The 16,885-nt window shown below is 70.5% G+C and carries 15 protein-coding genes; 12 read left to right on the plus strand and 3 right to left on the minus strand.

The features are described from left to right. Both Adu01nite_RS26345 and Adu01nite_RS26350 read left to right on the plus strand, forming a co-directional pair. Positions 1-847, plus strand: an 847-nt coding sequence (locus Adu01nite_RS26345; protein WP_239132714.1) for an ABC transporter ATP-binding protein, incomplete at its 5' end; no start/stop codon positions are given. Between the two features lie 189 nt (positions 848-1,036). Beyond that, positions 1,037-1,744, plus strand: a complete 708-nt coding sequence (locus Adu01nite_RS26350; RefSeq protein ID WP_203730318.1) for a HEAT repeat domain-containing protein — start codon at positions 1,037-1,039, stop codon at positions 1,742-1,744. A gap of 164 nt (positions 1,745-1,908) precedes the next feature. Here Adu01nite_RS26350 and groL read toward each other — a convergent pair whose 3' ends face one another. Beyond that, on the minus strand, positions 1,909-3,558 hold the full coding sequence (groL, locus tag Adu01nite_RS26355) for a chaperonin GroEL (RefSeq protein WP_203730320.1): 1,650 nt from the start codon (positions 3,556-3,558) through the stop codon (positions 1,909-1,911). Between the two features lie 68 nt (positions 3,559-3,626). Beyond that, entirely contained in the window at positions 3,627-3,935 is a 309-nt protein-coding gene (gene groES / locus Adu01nite_RS26360; RefSeq protein WP_023358324.1) for a co-chaperone GroES, read from the minus strand. Between the two features lie 224 nt (positions 3,936-4,159). On the opposite strand from groES, the gene Adu01nite_RS26365 reads away from it, so the two are divergent. The 9 genes from Adu01nite_RS26365 to Adu01nite_RS26405 all read left to right on the plus strand — a co-directional run bounded on the left by Adu01nite_RS26365 (position 4,160) and on the right by Adu01nite_RS26405 (position 15,235). Then, the gene (locus tag Adu01nite_RS26365; protein ID WP_239132715.1) at positions 4,160-5,332 is read left to right on the plus strand and encodes a THUMP-like domain-containing protein; all 1,173 of its coding nucleotides are present in this window, start codon (positions 4,160-4,162) and stop codon (positions 5,330-5,332) included. 85 nt (positions 5,333-5,417) lie between these two features. Then, on the plus strand, positions 5,418-5,903 hold the full coding sequence (gene ybaK, locus Adu01nite_RS26370; protein WP_203730324.1) for a Cys-tRNA(Pro) deacylase: 486 nt from the start codon (positions 5,418-5,420) through the stop codon (positions 5,901-5,903). A 375-nt stretch (positions 5,904-6,278) separates the two neighbouring features. Next, positions 6,279-7,382, plus strand: a complete 1,104-nt coding sequence (locus Adu01nite_RS26375) for a sugar ABC transporter substrate-binding protein (protein ID WP_203730326.1) — start codon at positions 6,279-6,281, stop codon at positions 7,380-7,382. 159 nt (positions 7,383-7,541) lie between these two features. Further along, on the plus strand, positions 7,542-8,357 hold the full coding sequence (locus Adu01nite_RS26380; protein WP_203730327.1) for an ATP-binding cassette domain-containing protein: 816 nt from the start codon (positions 7,542-7,544) through the stop codon (positions 8,355-8,357). After that, a complete protein-coding gene (locus Adu01nite_RS26385) occupies positions 8,354-9,607 on the plus strand; it encodes a sugar ABC transporter permease (protein WP_203730329.1) in 1,254 nt (417 codons plus the stop codon). The genes Adu01nite_RS26380 and Adu01nite_RS26385 overlap by 4 nt, the downstream gene beginning before the upstream one ends. Before the next feature lie 31 nt (positions 9,608-9,638). Next, a complete protein-coding gene (locus Adu01nite_RS26390; RefSeq protein ID WP_203730331.1) occupies positions 9,639-10,814 on the plus strand; it encodes an ROK family transcriptional regulator in 1,176 nt (391 codons plus the stop codon). Between the two features lie 65 nt (positions 10,815-10,879). Next, entirely contained in the window at positions 10,880-11,821 is a 942-nt protein-coding gene (locus Adu01nite_RS26395) for a hypothetical protein (protein WP_203730333.1), read from the plus strand. Further along, positions 11,821-13,527, plus strand: coding sequence for a peptidase M16 family protein (locus Adu01nite_RS26400; protein WP_203730335.1), 1,707 nt, complete (start codon positions 11,821-11,823; stop codon positions 13,525-13,527). The genes Adu01nite_RS26395 and Adu01nite_RS26400 overlap by 1 nt, the downstream gene beginning before the upstream one ends. Positions 13,528-13,549: 22 nt before the next feature. Beyond that, positions 13,550-15,235: a molybdopterin-dependent oxidoreductase gene (locus Adu01nite_RS26405; RefSeq protein WP_203730337.1), complete on the plus strand. Its 1,686-nt coding sequence runs from the start codon at positions 13,550-13,552 to the stop codon at positions 15,233-15,235. A 165-nt stretch (positions 15,236-15,400) separates the two neighbouring features. On the opposite strand, the gene Adu01nite_RS26410 is transcribed toward Adu01nite_RS26405, so the two are convergent. Continuing rightward, on the minus strand, positions 15,401-15,790 hold the full coding sequence (locus Adu01nite_RS26410; RefSeq protein WP_127499727.1) for a WhiB family transcriptional regulator: 390 nt from the start codon (positions 15,788-15,790) through the stop codon (positions 15,401-15,403). 234 nt (positions 15,791-16,024) lie between these two features. Here Adu01nite_RS26410 and Adu01nite_RS26415 point away from each other — a divergent pair, with 234 nt between their 5' ends. After that, positions 16,025-16,873, plus strand: a complete 849-nt coding sequence (locus Adu01nite_RS26415; protein ID WP_203730339.1) for a response regulator transcription factor — start codon at positions 16,025-16,027, stop codon at positions 16,871-16,873. Positions 16,874-16,885 lie beyond the last annotated feature (12 nt).

Below are 16,885 nucleotides of genomic sequence, written 5' to 3' on the forward strand. Positions count from 1 at the left end.
GCGGGCGGTTCCGGCGCCGGCCGGCACCGGGATCGAGGTGCGCGGCGTGCACTTCGCGTACGTGGCGGGCCGCGAGGTGCTGCACGGCATCGACCTCACGCTGAGACCGGGGGAGCGGCTCGCCGTGGTCGGGCCGTCCGGGGCCGGCAAGTCGACACTCGGCCGGCTGCTGGCCGGCGTGCACCAGCCGACCACCGGCACGATCACGGTCGGTGGTGTGCCGCTCGGCGACCTGCCGCTGGCTCGTCTGCGCACCGAGGTGGCCCTGGTCAGCCAGGAGCACCACGTGTTCATCGGCTCGGTGCAGGACAACGTCGCGATGGTCCGGCCCGGTGCCGGCGAGACCGAGGTCCGGGCCGCGCTGGCCGCGGTCAATGCGCTCGACTGGGCGCTCGCCCTGCCCGGCGGCCTGGCCACCGAGGTCGGGGCGGGCGGCCATCCGCTGTCGTCGGCGCAGGCTCAGCAGATCGCGCTGGCCCGGCTGGTGCTGGCCGACCCGCACACGCTGGTGCTCGACGAGGCGACGTCGCTGCTCGACCCGCGGGCGGCCCGCGATCTGGAGCGTTCGCTGGCCGCGGTGCTGCACGGCCGCACCGTGGTGGCGATCGCCCACCGGCTGTTCTCGGCCCACGACGCCGACCGGGTCGCGGTCGTCGAGGACGGCCGGATCACCGAGCTGGGCTCACACGACGAGCTGGTCGCCGCGAACGGCCCGTATGCCGCCCTGTGGCGTTCCTGGCACGGCGAACGCACTCCGGAACCGCCGCCGGTGCCGGAGACAGCTGAGGCACCGAAGGTGCTCGACGATCCGATGACCGACTACAAGGGAGCCAGGGCCGGCCGCTGAAGCAATCCGGAGCGTCGGCCGCTACCGCCGACGCCCGGTGCCGGGCTGGCCGCAGAGCTGGGCTGGTCGCAGTGCCGGGCTGGTCGCAGTGCCGGGCTGGTCGCAGGGCCGGGCTGGTCGCAGGGCCGGGCTGGTCGCAGGGCCGAAAGGCCCGGGTCGGCAGGCTGCCGTCCGGCGTAGTCTGCGCTGGTGGGACGGCGTGCGGAGTGCCAGCGTGAGCTGGCCGGCCTTGAGGTGCATCGATGGCCGGCCTATCTGACCGAGCGCTCCGGGCTTCCCGGTCCCCGGGCCGACATCGAGCTGGCCCAGGCGGTCGCTGACACCGGCGATGCGGCGCTCTTCGACCGGCTGATCGCCGACGGCGACGAGTACCTGGTCTTCTGCGGCGTCATCGGCCTCGGTCGGCTGCTGGCCGAAACCCCGGATGCTCCGAAGCTCGAGCCGCGACTTCGGGCGCATGCGGCTGACGAGCGCTGGCGGGTGCGTGAGGCGGTCGCGATGGCGTTGCAGCGACTCGGTGACGCGGATCCGGCGCGGCTGTGCGAGCTGGTCGCCGAGTGGGCGCGGGCCGATGACCCGCTGGTGCTGCGGGCCGCGGTCGCCGCGATCTGCGAACCCCGGCTGCTGAAGACACCCGGCGCGGTGACCACCGCTCTGGACGTCTGCGCCACCGCCACCACCTGGCTGGCCGGGCTGCCGGCCGTCCGGCGCCGCGACGACGACGTCCGCACGCTGCGGAAAGCCCTCGGCTACGGCTGGAGCGTGGCGGTCGCCGCCGACCCCGCCGCCGGCCTGCCACGCTTCCGCACGCTTGCCGAGGCCGACGCCGACGTCGCGTGGATCGTGCGCGAGAACGGCAAGAAGACCCGCCTGGCCAAGCTGCTGCCGCCCAGCTGACGCGGGTCAGCGCACCTGGGTCAGCGCACCCGGGTCGGCGCAGCGCGGGCGTCAGCGCACCCCGGGGCCGGCGCCCGCCGGCAGCTCGCCGGAAGAGGCGGAAAGAGGGCGGGAACGCAAATGGGCGCGCCCACCGGGCGCGCCCATTCCACAGCAGAACCGGATCAGAAGCCGGGGCCGTGCTGGTGGCCGTGGCCACCGTGGCTGTGGCCGTGGCCACCGCCCGCGGCGGGCTCCGCGTCGGCCGGCTTCTCGACCACGAGGCTTTCCGTGGTCAGCAGGAGGCCGGCGATCGACACGGCGTTGGTGACCGCGTTGCGGGTCACCTTGACCGGGTCGATGATGCCGGCCGCGGCCAGGTCGACGTACTCGTCGGTGGCCGCGTTGAGGCCGTGGCCCCACGGCAGCTCGGCGACCTTGCCCACCACGACGTAGCCGTCGTGGCCGGCGTTCTGCGCGATCCAGCGCAGCGGCTCGACGAGCGCCTTGCGGACGATCGCGACGCCGGTCGCTTCCTCGCCGGTGAGGCCGAGGCCGCCGTCGAGTTCCTTGGCGACGTGGGCGAGAGCGGCGCCGCCGCCGGGGACGGTGCCTTCCTCGACGGCCGCCTTGGTCGCCGCGATGGCGTCCTCGATGCGGTGCTTGCGCTCCTTCATCTCGACCTCGGTGACCGCACCGACCTTGATGACGGCGATGCCACCGGAGAGCTTGGCCAGCCGCTCCGAGAGCTTCTCGCGGTCCCAGTCGGAGTCGGAGGCCTCGATCTCCTTGCGGATCTGCGACACCCGGTCGGTGACGTCGGCGGACTTGCCGCCACCGTCGACGATCGTGGTGTTCTCCTTGTCGACCACGACGCGCCGGGCGGTGCCCAGCATGTCGAGGGTGACCTGGTCGAGCTTGTAGCCGAGCTCGGGCGCGACCAGCTCGCCGCCGGTGGCGATCGCCATGTCCTGCAGCATCGCCTTGCGCCGGTCGCCGAAGCCGGGAGCCTTCACCGCGGCGACCTTGACGGTCTTGCGGATCGAGTTGACCACGAGGGTGGACAGGGCCTGGCCCTCGACGTCCTCCGCGATGATCAGCAGCGGCTTGCCGGACTGCAGAACCTTCTCCAGCAGCGGGAGGAGCTCCTCGATGCTGGCGATCTTCTGCGTGGTCAGCAGGATGAACGCGTCCTCGAGGACGGCCTCCTGCGACTCGGCGTCGGTCACGAAGTTCGGCGAGATGAAGCCCTTGTCGAACTGCAGACCCTCGGTGACGTCGAGCTCGGTCAGCATCGCCGAGCCCTCTTCGACGGTGATGACGCCGTCGCGGCCGACCCGGTCCATCGCCTCGGCGATCAGCTCGCCGATGGTGGCGTCCTGGGCCGAGATGGTGGCCACGTTCGCGATCGCCTTGTGGTCGGCGACCTCGACGGCCTTGGCGAGCAGCGCCTTGGAGACGGCCTCGCCGGCCAGGTCCATGCCGCGCTTGAGGCCGAGCGGGTTGGCGCCGGCGGTCACGTTGCGCAGGCCCTCGCGGACCAGCGCCTGCGCGAGCACGGTCGCCGTGGTGGTCCCGTCGCCGGCGACGTCGTTGGTCTTCGTCGCCACCTCCTTGACCAGCTGCGCGCCAAGGTTCTGGTACGGGTCGGAGAGCTCGATCTCCTTGGCGATGGTGACGCCGTCGTTGGTGATCGTGGGCGCGCCGAACTTCTTGTCCAGGACGACGTTGCGGCCGCGCGGGCCCAGAGTGACCTTGACCGTGTCGGCGAGCGTGTTGACGCCGTGCTCGAGCAGGTGCCGGGCGTCGTCCGAGAAGCTGAGAATCTTCGCCATTTCAGTCCTTTCAAGCACCACCGCCCTGGCCCGAGAACCGGGCCAGGGCGGCGAACACTGTCAGTAGGTCACTTCTCGATGACCGCGAGGACGTCACGGGCGGAGAGCACCAGGTACTCCTCGCCGGCGTACTTGACCTCGGTGCCGCCGTACTTCGAGTAGAGAACCGTGTCGCCGACCTGGACGTCGATCGGGACGCGGTTGCCCTTGTCGTCGATGCGGCCGGGGCCGACAGCGAGGACGGTGCCCTCCTGCGGCTTCTCCTTGGCGGTGTCGGGGATCACGATGCCCGACGCAGTGGTGGTCTCAGCCTCGTTCGCCTGGACCACGATGCGGTCCTCGAGCGGCTTGATCGCAACCTTGGTCGCGGTAGTCACGGGCATACCCTCCTGGGTATAGATCTTGTGCATGCCTCATGCCACCGGGCGGGGCCGTCGTCGCGGGTGCCGGTCCGCCTGGTGCCTAACCGCCTGCCCGACGGGCCTGCGGCTGGCACCCTCATGTTGAGAGTGCTAATCGCGAGGTTATGCCGGAACTAGCACTCCGTCAACCAGAGTGCCAGTGTCGTCACGCGGGCGGGAAAGCCGTGGACAATGCCTGCGTGACTCCCGACCTGCTGACCCGCCTGGGTACCCCCGAAGGGGTGAATGCGCTGGCTGTCGCCACCGCCGCCGATCATGGAGATCCGCTGGTGGCGGCGTCCGCGGTGCGTTCCCGCGGGGTCGAGGCGGAGCTTGCGGCGGCCGCGCTCACCCAGGTCGAGCTGCGTCGCCGGGCGGTTGCGAAGTTCGGCGCCGACGCCGAGCGGATGTTCTTCACCCGAGCGGGCCTCGAGCAGGCGACGCGAGCGGTCGTCGCGCAGCGGCGGGCGGCGCGCCTCGCGGCGGCCGGTGTCAAGAGCATGGCCGATCTGGGGTGCGGTCTGGGTGCGGATGCGATGGCGGCGGCGAGGGCCGGCATTTTTGTGTACGCGGTGGAAAGCGACCCGACCACAGCGGCGGTCGTCACCGCCAACGTCGCGGCCCTGGGGCTGGACGACATGATCAAGGTCGACTGTGCGGACGCCACGACCGTACGGGTGGAGGAGTTCGACGCGGTCTTCGCCGATCCCGCTCGTCGCCGGGCGGGCCGGGGCCGGGTGTTCGACCCCCGTTCGTACTCCCCGCCGTGGGATTTCATCGCGGCCCTGCCCACCCGGGTCCCGCGCACGGTCCTGAAGCTGGCCCCCGGCATCGACCACGCGCTGCTGCCGCCGGGCGCCGAGGGCGAGTGGGTGAGCGTCGACGGCGACCTGGTCGAGGCCGCCTTCTGGTGCGGCCCCCTGGCCTCGGCCGACCGCCGCGCGACCCTGATGCCGGGAATGGCCGAATTGACCGGCAGCGGCCTCGCCCGGGCCCCGGTCGGCCCGGTCGGCCGCTACGTCTACGACCCGGACCCGGCCGTGGTCCGGTCGCACCTGGTGGCCGAGTTCGCCACCACGGTCGGTGGCCACCTGGCCGACCCGGAGATCGCCTACGTCTACGCCGACACCCCCGCCGAGACCCCGTTCGGCCGCCGCCTGGAGATCACGGATGTGCTGCCGTTCTCGCTGAAACGCCTCCGCACCCTCCTGCGCGACCGCGGCGTCGGCCGCCTGGAGATCCGCAAGCGGGGTTCGGCCCTGGAGCCCGATCAACTGCGCCGCGACCTGCGGTTGTCCGGCAGGGAAGCGGCCAGCATGATCCTCACCCGGGTGGCCGGCGCCCCCACGGTGCTGCTGTGCCACGCCATCTAGGCCGAACTTGAGGCAACTTTGCCCAGGAAAAAGGGCAAAAAATCCCACCGGACGGCGGCCCGGGACCCCGGGTACCTTTCCGGTCATGGCAAAGAAGCCCGCGGCCGGGACTCCGGCCACCGCTGTGCTCACCCAGCAGAAGGTCGAGCACACGCTGCACCCCTACGACGTCTCGCCGGACGCTCCGAACTACGGAGCACTCGTCGCCGAGGCGCTGGGGATCGACGCGGCGCGGGTCTTCAAGACGCTCATCGCCGACGTCGACGGCAATCTGGTGGTCGGGGTCGTCCCGGTGACCGGCGAACTCGACCTGAAGGCCCTCGCGAGCGCGGCCGGCGGCAAGCGGGCCGCCATGGCCGACCGGGCCGCAGCCGAGCGGAGCAGCGGCTATGTCCGTGGCGGAATAAGTCCGCTCGGACAACGAAAGCGGCTCCCGACGGTGGTGGACTCGTCGGCGATCGCCCTTGACCGGATGTTCATCTCGGCCGGCCGCCGGGGCCTCCAGGTGGGCCTCGCACCGGCGGATCTGATTCGGCTGACCGATGCGGTTACCGCCAAGATTCGGACATAAAGCCCGATATTTCCGGCCAAGCCTCGTCCGTTACGACAACGTTACGCGTCGGGCGGATCTTTCTCCCGAGAACGGGAGAGATCGGGCATTGACGTGACTTAGCGTCACAATGTGAGCCACTTGAGTTACCGGCCTGGACCGGCCTCCGGCCACGGGAAGGGCCGAAATCCCCGTATCACCGCCGTGTTGCCGGATTGTTATGCCGGGTTACGAGATCCCGAGGGCGCACCGCTTGTGCGACAGGCCGTAACGGGAATACGTTGCCGGGCACAACAAACTAGCTCCTGATGAATCGGCGTCTCGGGGAGCGACACTCCCGACCGCGCACACATCGAATCTGATCGAACGCCCGGTTTACCCGAAAGGACACAAGGAATGCGTAAGGGAATGTTCGCCCTCGCCGCCGTCGGCCTCCTGGCCACCGGCAGCATCGCCGCCTGTGGTGACAATGACGACAGCGACACCGGTTCCGGCAGCGGCACCTCCGCCACCGGCAAGGTCGGCGTGATCCTGCCCGACACCAAGAGCTCCGCCCGGTGGGCCACGGCCGACGTCAAGTACCTGAAGGCGGCGTTCGACGCGGCCGGCGTCACGGCCGACATCCAGAACGCCCAGGGTGACAAGACCCAGTTCCAGACCATCGCCGACGGCATGATCTCGAGCGGCGTCAAGGTCCTCGTGATCGTCAACCTGGACTCCGGCACCGGTAAGGCCGTGCTCGACAAGGCCAAGGCCGCCGGTATCGCGACGATCGACTACGACCGTCTGACCCTCAACGGCGGTGCCGACTACTACGTGTCGTTCGACAATGTGAAGGTCGGCGAGCTGCAGGGCCAGGGTCTGGTCGACTGCCTCACCGCGAACAAGGCCGTCAAGCCGGTCGTCGCCGAGCTCAACGGCTCCCCGACTGACAACAACGCCACCCTGTTCGCCCAGGGCTACAACTCGGTTCTGGACCCGAAGTACGCCGACGGCACCTTCGTCAAGGGCCCGAACCAGGACGTCCCGGACTGGGACAACGCTCAGGCCGGCACCATCTTCGAGCAGATGCTGACCTCGAACAAGAGCATCAAGGGCGTCCTCGCGGCGAACGACGGTCTCGGCAACGCGGCCATCTCGGTGCTGAAGAAGAACAAGCTCAACGGCCAGGTCCCGGTCACCGGCCAGGACGCGACCGTGCAGGGCCTGCAGAACATCCTCGCCGGCGACCAGTGCATGACGGTCTACAAGGCCATCAAGAAGGAGGCGGACGCCGCGTCGGAGCTCGCCATCGCCATCGCCAAGGGCCAGAAGCCCACCTCGGCGACCGGCAAGGTGACCGACCCGGAGTCGAAGAAGGACGTCGCCTCGGTGCTGCTGACCCCGCAGTCGATCACCAAGGCGAACGTCAAGGACGTCGTCGCGGACGGTTTCGTCACCAAGGACGAGCTTTGCACGGCGGACTTCGCCAAGGCTTGCACCGAAGCCGGCATCAGCTGACCCAGCGTTGCTGACGGGCTGGTCCCGGGACCGCTGACCACGGCGCCGCTCACTCCCCAGGGTGTGAGCGGCGCCGGAGTTGGGTCACCCCCCCACACCCGATCGCCAGTGGCGGAGCCACGACGACGAACCTCGGTCACCAAGCGAAGGAGAACCACCGTGGCCGCCACACCCCTCCTGGAACTCAACGGGATCGACAAGAGTTTCGGTCCCGTTCAGGTCCTGCATGACGTCGGACTGAGTGTCTACCCCGGCGAGGTCACCGCCCTGGTGGGTGACAACGGTGCCGGCAAGTCGACGCTGGTCAAGTGCGTCAGCGGCATTTACACCATCGATTCGGGAACGGTCACGTTCGACGGTAACCAGGTGGCGATCCACACCCCGCGGGACGCTTCCGCGCTGGGCATCGAGGTCGTCTACCAAGACCTCGCACTCTGCGACAACCTGGACATCGTCCAGAACATGTTCCTCGGCCGCGAGAAGAAGCGCGGCATCGTGCTCGACGAGCCGACCATGGAGCAGATGGCCGGCGACACCCTCGCCAGTCTCTCGGTCCGCACCGTGAAGTCGCTCCGGCAGCTCGTCGCGAGCCTGTCCGGTGGCCAGCGGCAGACCGTGGCGATCGCCAAGGCGGTGCTGTGGAACTCGCGGGTCGTGATCCTCGACGAGCCGACCGCCGCCCTCGGCGTCGCGCAGACCGCCCAGGTGCTGGAGCTGGTGCGCCGCCTCGCCGACCAGGGCCTCGGCGTGGTGCTGATCTCGCACAACATGAATGACGTCTTCGCCGTCTCGGATCGGATCGCCGCGCTCTACCTCGGCCGGATGGCCGCCCAGGTCAAGACCACCGACGTGACGCACTCGCAGATCGTCGAACTGATCACCGCGGGCCGCAGCGGCAACATCGGCCTGCCACCCGAAAAACCCTCCGACTTCGGCGGGGAAATCGTCGACATCACGCCCGGAGGCGACCAGTGACCACCACGACCACCACGGCCGGCGGCGTCAAGGTCGTCAAGCCGACCGTCGGCAGCCACATCAACGACTACTGGGGCCGGGTCCGCGGTGGTGACCTCGGGTCCCTTCCCGCCGTCCTGGGTCTGGTCGCGCTGTGCCTGATCTTCGGTGTCGCCCGCGAGACGTTCTTCGGGGCGCTCAACTTCGCGAACCTGTTCTCGCAGGGTGCGCAGTACATCTTCATCGCGATGGGCCTGGTCTTCGTCCTGCTGTTGGGTGAGATCGACCTGTCCGCCGGTTTCGCCTCGGGCGTGTGCGGCGCGATCATGGCGATCCTGCTGACCAACCACGGCTGGGACTGGTACTCCGCCCTGCCCGCGGCCATGCTCGCCGGCATCGTGATCGGCTTCGTGCTCGGCTTCCTGGTGGCGAAGTTCGGTATTCCATCGTTCGTCGTCACGCTGGCGGCCTTCCTCGCCTTCCAGGGCATCCTGCTGAAGCTGCTCGGCGGCGGCAAGAACATCTCGATCAACGACACCTTCGTGCTCAAGCTGGCCAACAGCAACCTTTCGGTGGCCCTGAGCTGGGCGTTCGCGCTCACCGCGGTGGTCCTGTTCGCCCTGGTGCAGCTCAACACCGTCCGCACCCGCGCGGCGCGTGGCCTGGTCACCGACCCGATGGGCATCGTGCTGATGCGCATCGGGGCTCTCGCGATCATCGTGCTGGTGGCGACCGCGATCCTGACCCAGGAGCGCAGCATCAACCCGGTGATCAACTCGGTCAAGGGTGTGCCGATCGTCGCCCCGATCATCGCGGTCTTCCTGGTCGTCTGGACCTTCGTGCTGGGCAAGACGACCTACGGCCGGCACCTGTACGCGGTCGGCGGCAACACCGAGGCGGCCCGCCGGGCCGGTATCCCGGTCGACCGGATCCGCATCTCGGTCTTCGTGATCGGCTCGTTCATGGCCTCGATCGGCGGCATCATGGCCGTCAGCCGGGCCAACTCGGTCGACCCGAACACCGGTGGAAGCAACATCCTGCTGTACTCGGTCGGTGCCGCCGTCATCGGCGGTACCAGCCTCTTCGGCGGCAAGGGCAAGGCCATCAACGCCGTCGTCGGTGGCGCGGTGATCACGGTCATCGACAACGGCATGGGCCTGATGGGCTACACGGCCGGTACCAAGTACATCGTCACCGGCCTGATCCTGCTGGTCGCGGCGAGCGTCGACGCACTGGCCCGGCGCAGGGCCGCATCAACCGGAAACCGATGAGCGAGATCCTGGGAATGGGGGCGGCACGCTGATGCGGGCCGGCCCCAGCCAGGAAGAGGTTCGCCGGCACAACCTCGGGACCCTGCTGCGGTACGTGCACGTACACGGCGCGACCTCCCGGGCGGAACTCACCAGCCGGCTCGGCCTCAACCGGAGCACGATCGGGGCCCTCACCGCCGAGCTGACCACCGCAGGGCTGGTCAGCGAGGCGGCACCGCGTGAGACCGGCCGGGCCGGGCGACCATCGCTGGTTGTCCGGCCCGAGTCGTCGATGGTCTACGCGTACGCGCTGAGCATCGAGGTGGACCGCCTGCGGGCGGCCCGGGTCGGCCTCGGCGGGCGCATCCTGGACCGCCGGGAGACCGAGCGGCCGCGCGGCATGCAGGTGCTCGACGCGGTGCAGCCCCTCACCGAGTTCATCCACGAGATGCGCCGCGAGGTGCCGGCCGGCGCCCGCTACATCGGCACCGGCGCGGCGGTGGCCGGCATGGTGCGGCGCGACGACGGCATGGTCCGGCTCGCGCCGACGATCGGCTGGGTCGAGGAGCCGGTGGGTGCGGCGCTGCGCGCCGAGCTGGGCGACGGCCTGCTCACGGTGGGCAACCACGCCGACGTGTCCGCGCTGGTCGAGCACTCCCGCGGCGCCGCCGCCGGCTGCGACAACGTCATCTACCTCTTCGGCGACGTCGGGGTCGGCGCCGGCATCATCGCCGACGGCCGCCGGGTGTCCGGCCACGGCGGGTACGGCGGCGAGGTCGGCCACATGGTCGTCAACCCCTACGGCCGCGAGTGCAGCTGCGGCTCGCGCGGTTGCTGGGAGACCGAGATCGGCGAGTACGCGCTGCTCAAGCACGCCGGGCGCGGCGACGACACCGGCCGCGAGGCCGTGCTCGGCGTGGTCGACGCGGCGATGCGCGGCGACAGCCAGGCCCAGTTCGCGGTGCGCCAGGTCGGCGAGTGGATCGGCTTCGGCGTCGGCAACCTGGTCAACATCTTCAACCCCGAGGCCGTGATCTTCGGCGGCACGCTGCGCGACGTCTACCTGGTCGCGGCCGCGCAGATCCGCAGCCGCCTGAACGCGATCGCCCTGCCGGCCTGCCGCGAGCACATCCGCTTGCGCACCCCGGAGCTGGGCTACGACGCGGCCCTGATCGGCGCTGCCGAACTCGCCTTCGAACACCTCCTCGAAGACCCCCTGCTGACCTGACCGGCGCGAGATGCCCGGGAAAACGGGGCATCGCGAATGATCAACGTTCACTATGATCCCCGGCCATGTCCGACACCGTTCTGCTCGATGCGGCGGCCGCGTACCCCGAGGTTGCGGCTGTTCGCAGAGCCCTGCGGGCGCGCGATTGGAGCGCCGTGCGGGCCGTGCTCGATCCGGCTTCGCCGGTTGGCCGCTCGATCCTGATCCGGGCCGCCGCCGACGGGGACAGCCTCGAGGATTTCCTGCGCTCCGTGGTGTCGTCCGACCCGGATGACACCATGGCCGTGGCCATGCTCGGGATGCACCTGATCAACGTCGGCTGGAAGATTCGGTCCGGCTATCGCGCCCAGTACGTGTCCGGCGGCCAGTTCGCCGCGTTCCACGATTGGCTGCGCAAGGCGGAGATCGTCCTGCTCGACGGGGTGGCCCGGCGGCCGTCCGATCCGGCGCTGTGGGTGGCCCGGCTGACCTCGGCCCGCGGGCTGGAGCTGGGCCTGTCCGAGACCCGCCGCCGCTACCAGAAGCTGGCCGCGGCCGACCCGCACCACCTGCCGGGGCAGAACCAGTACCTGCAGCGGCTGTGCCCGAAGTGGAGCGGCAGCTGGGAGCTGCTGCACACCTGGTGCCGCGCGGAGATGCTGGCCGCGCCGCCCGGTGCGGTGCAGGGCGTGCTGGTGGTGGACGGCCACATCGAGCACTGGCTGGAGCTGGAGAGCGGCGGCCCGGCCTATCTGCGCAGCCGGCCGGTACGGCAGGAGATCGAGGAAGCGGCCCAGCGCTCGGTCTCGCATCCGGACTTCGGCCGGGACTGGGGCTGGGTGCAGGCGGCGAGCAGCTTCGCGATGGCGTTCAGCCTGATCGGCGACAAGGCCGCGGCCGCGGCGATGTTCCGGATGCTCGGCGATCTCGGCACCGAGATTCCCTGGCAGTACCTCGGCGACGGGAACGCGGCCAACCAGATCCGGGACTACCGGCGACGGGCCGCGCGGCACGGGAAGGCGGCCTGATGATCAAGCAGCTCGAGGTTGCCGGCGTGCCGGTCCTGCTGGCGCCCACCACCGGGCCGGCCCACGCCGGGCTCGCGTTCCGGGTCGGGTTCGCGGACGAGCCGCTGGCCAAGCGCGGCATCACCCATCTGATCGAGCATCTGGCGCTGCACTCGGTGGGCGTTGCCGACTACCACTACAACGGTGCGACCGGCGTCGAGTTCACCCGTTTCCACATGCAGGGCGCCGAGGCCGACGTGGTCACGTTCCTCAACGGCGTCTGCGCGGCCCTGCGCGACCTGCCGATGCGCCGGCTGGAGGTGGAGAAGGAGGTGCTGGCGGCCGAGTCGCACGGCCGCAGCGCGGCGGTGGCCGAGCCGATGTCGCTGTGGCGCTACGGTGCGCGGGACTACGGCACCATCGCCTACCCGGAGTGGGGCCTGCCCGCGATCACCGAAGATGACCTGCGGGCCTGGGTGGCGCGCTACTTCACTCGGGAGAACGCCGTGTTGTGGGTGGCCGGCGACGAGGTGCCGGCCGGTCTGGAGCTCGATCTGCCGCCGGGCGCGCGGCAGCCGGCGCCAGCTCCGTCGTCGGCGCTCCCGGTCACGCCGGCCTGCTTCGCCGGCGACTCCGGCCTGGTGGTCTGGGACGCGGTGGTGCCGCGGTCGCCGGCCGCGTACGTCTACGCCGACGTGCTGGAACGGATGTTGTTCCGCGAGCTGCGCCAGGAGTCCGGCCTCTCCTATACCGCGCAGACCGACTACCAGCCGGTCGGCCGGGACCGGGTGACGATCCTGGCGATGGCCGACGCGATGCCGGAGAAGTCCGGCGCGGTCCTCGGCGGGATGGTGGACGTGCTGGCCACGCTGCGGGCCGGCCGGGTCGACCCGGCCGACGTCACCGCCGTGGTCAACAAGCAGGTGGAGGCATTGCGGCTGGCCGAGGAGGTCGGTGCCCGGCTGCCCGGTCAGGCCCTCGGCCTGCTGGCCGGTCGCCCGGTCCAGGACGCCGGGGAGCAGATCGCGGCGCTGCACACGGTGACCGCGGCCGAGGTGGCCGAGGTGGCCGCCGAGGCCTGGCGCACCGGGCTGATGATGTCTCCCGGGCGGGCTGACTGGGCCGGTTTCGCGCTCGCGCCGCAGACGTCCGAGCGGGCGGTCACCGGCACCGAGTTCAGATATCTGGGCGATTCGACCTCCCGGCTCATGGTGGGCCCGGAGGGGGTCAGCGTTGTCGAGGAGGAGAACCTCGCGACCGTACGCTACGACGAATGTGTCCTCGTCCGGGCATGGCCGGACGGCGGCCGGCAGCTCGTCGGCGCGGACGGGATCGTGGTCCGGGTCGAGCCGACGCTGCTGAAGGGTGGCCCGGCCGCGGTCGGGCGGATCGACGCGGCCATCCCGCCCGGGTTGCGGGTCGACGAGCCGGCCCGCAACCCCGGCCAGATCCCGAAGCCGCGGGCGAAGGCCGGACCGGCCGGCACGGCCAGTCACTCGGACAAGGTCGCCGGCATCATGGGCCTGATCCTCTGGTGGCCGGTGACGCTCGTCTTCGGCGGGCTGGGAGCGCTGCTGTTCCTCTCGTTGCTGACCGACACCGAGGACCTCGCCTACACACTCTCCGTGGCGGTGCTCTGTGCCCTGGTGACGGCGCTCGGGGTGGTCGGCATCCGGCGCTCGCATCACCGGATGCGCTACGGTGCCCGCCCGCCGAAGCGGAGATAGGCGCCGGCTTTCTTACGGAACCATGACGGCGGTCGTCGGTGCGCCGATCGAGGAGCACGATGGGGACGTGAAACTTTCCCTGCGCGCCGGCCTGGCCGGGGTGGCGGCCGCCGCGGTGGCCGTGGGTGTGGCCGAGATGATCGCGGTGCTGACCGGGCCGCTGTCGGCTCCCCTGCTGGCGGTCGGTGGCGTGGTGGTCGACAACGTGCCGCCGGGGATGAAGGACTTCGGTGTCCGGGTCTTCGGGGTGCACGACAAAACCGCGTTGATCACCGGCACGGCGATTCTCCTGGCGATTTATGCGTACGCCGTGGGCGTGGCCGCCGTCCGGCGCTGGAACCTGGCGGTGGCCGGGATCGGCCTGTTCGCGGTGGTCGGCGTCGCGGCCGCGGTGACCCGGCACGACGCCGGCGTCCTGGCCGCCCTGCCGTCGCTGATCGGCGCCGGCCTCGCCGTGTTCGTGCTGCGCTATCTGCTGGATCTGGCCGGGGCGGCCCAAGCGGTCGAGGTGGCCGAGCCGGCTCTGGTGGGTGCGGCGCCCGGGGTGACCACCGGGGCCGGGCCGTCGGTGGCGGACGGCCCGGTGGCCGACGATGCTCCGACCGAGCAGGCGGGGGCTCGTCCCGACGCGTACTCATATGTTGATCCGGAAAGCCGGCGGCGCTTTCTGAAAGCGTTGGGGATCGCCGGCGGCGTTGCTCTGGTGTCCGGTTTTGCCGGTCGATGGCTGACCGGTCGCCGGGCGGTGACGGCGGCCCGCAAGGAGGTCGTGCTGCCGCCGCCGCGGCAGACCGCGCCGCCGCTCCCCGCCGGTGTGCAGGCGCCGGGCGCGACGCCCTACATCTCTCCCAACAGGGACTTCTATCGGATCGACACCGCGCTCTATCCGCCGCAGGTGGACCCGACGACCTGGGAATTGAAGATTCACGGGATGGTGCGGAACCCGATCACGATCACCTGGGAGCAACTGCTGCAGCGGCCGATGATCGAGCGGTACGTGACGCTGACCTGTGTGTCCAACGAGGTCGGTGGCGATCTGATCGGGAACGCCCGATGGCTCGGTACGCCGATCAAGGAACTGCTCGACGAGGCGGATCCGCTGCCCGATGCTGATCAGGTGGTGCAGCGGTCGGCGGACGGCTGGACGTGCGGCACGCCGACCGCGGCGCTGCGGGACGGGCGGGATGCGCTGCTCGCGGTCGGGATGAACGGCGAGCCGTTGCCGGTCGATCACGGCTTCCCGGTGCGGATGGTGGTGCCGGGGCTGTACGGCTACGTGAGCGCCTGCAAGTGGATCACCGAGATCGAGCTGTCGCGGTTCTCCGACTTCGACGCCTACTGGGTGCCGCGCGGGTGGTCGCAGCAGGCGCCGATCAAGACCGAGTCGCGGATCGACACCCCGCGTGACGGCGCCGCCCGTTCGCCCGGCACGGTCACGGTGGCCGGGGTGGCCTGGGCGCAGCGCCGGGGGATCGCCAAGGTGGAGGTGCAGGTCGACGCCGGACCGTGGGTTTCCGCGACGCTCGCCGACACGGTTTCGCCGGACACCTGGCGGCAGTGGAGCTACCCGTGGGAGGCCACCGCGGGACAGCACATTTTGCGGGTGCGCGCAACGGACACGAGTGGGCAGACGCAGACTTCGAGCCCGGCGCCACCCGCCCCGGACGGCGCCACCGGATGGCACTCCGTGCAGGTCAACGTCGGGTAGTGCCAACGCGTGAAGGACGCACTTACGGTCCGACTCGATAGCGCAAGTCGCTCATACGGTGGTTTGCATGTCCACCGATGCGGTTGTTGAAGAACCGTCTGACAACTCGGCCCGGCCCCCGAACGGGGACCGGGTCGTCGGGGTGTTGCTTGGCGCCGGGCGGCCTCAGGCCGCGGGGGCCTGCCGCTGTGCCGGTACGGCCGACTTGTGGGGCCGGCCCAGGCGAGCCTCGAGCCGAGCAAGGTCGACGCGTCCGTGATGACGGTCGGCGAGGTCCTCCCAGCCGACCGCGAGCAGCCGCAGCCGCTCCGCTTCGCTGAAACCTCCCCAGACCCCGTACGGCTCGCGAACCGCCAGGGCGTGAGCGGCACATTCCGCTCGCACCGGGCAAGCACCACACATGGTCTTGGCCTTGGCCTCGCGGCGATTGCGGGAGGATCCGCGCTCGCCGTCCGGGTGGAAGAACTGCGCACTGTCCCGACCACGGCACAACCCGAGTCGCTGCCAATCCCACAGGTCAGCGATGGGCCCGGGCAGTCTGCGAACGTTCGACATCAAACACCCTCCTCTCGCGCGGCACCGCGGAGTGTCGTCATGAGGGGCCTTCATGCTCAGGCCTGGGCCGCTTTTACCCCGGTGATCCTCGGCTCACACCCGACTCTTCGATGTGTTCTTCAGCCGCATGACATCGACCAAGCAACTGATACCGATCTTTCCCATTTTTTCCATCTAAAGCGCGTAATGCTGCGGCCCTCGCGTGATCTCCTCTGAGAGAGAAGGAGGATCACTGTGCGTACCGTCCTCGTGTGCGTCCGTACCCCGCTGGCGGCCCAGACCGTCGCGTCCACCGCGGCCCGGCTCGGCATGACCGGCGTCGTCCGGACCGCGGTCAGCGAGACTGAAGCCATGATCCGGCTGGCCGAACGGCCGGCCGAAGTGGTCCTCGCCGACACCGCCGTGACCCGTCCCGACAGCGTCGGTTTCACCCGTCGCGTTCTCGCCCGCGCCCCACAGGCGCAGGTGGTGCTCTTCGGTGCCGAAGATCCGCGGGTAGCCGCGGCGGCCGTCGCGGCCGGCGCCCGCGGCGTCATCCGTGGCGTCGAGCACGACCTGGTCAGTGTCGTCGCCAAGGCGCTTCTCCTGCTGCTGCTCCCGGTGCGGCCGCAGGGCATGCCGATCAATGGAACGAACGCGCAGCCGGCGGGGGTCGCCGGCGGCGTGCGGAACAACAACTCACCGGCGGCCCGGGCCGCCTATCAGAACGGCATGCCGATGGGGGCGCCGAACTCGGCGGGCGTGCCGGCCATGCTGCCGAACTCACCGATGGTGCCCGCCCAGCGTGGCGACGCACCGATCGACCCGGCGACCGGCCGGCCGATGGTGGCCTGGCCGGGCAACGAGACCCAGGTCGGGTTGGCCGACCCGGCTCCGGCCGGCCGGCGGCTCACGCTCACCGAGCGGGAGTTGCAGGTGCTGCGCGGGATGGCCGACGGCAAGAGCAACGCGGAGATCGGCCGGGAGCTCTTCGTCTCGGAGGACACCGTGAAGACCCACGCCCGGCGGTTGTTCCGCAAGCTCGGGGCGCGCGACCGCGCCCACGCGGTGGCAGCCGGCTTCCGAGCCGGTCTGGTCGCCTAGTTTTTCAGCGGA

The organism is Paractinoplanes durhamensis (assembly GCF_016862175.1).
In the GTDB taxonomy this organism is placed as follows: Bacteria; Actinomycetota; Actinomycetes; order Mycobacteriales; family Micromonosporaceae; genus Actinoplanes; species Actinoplanes durhamensis.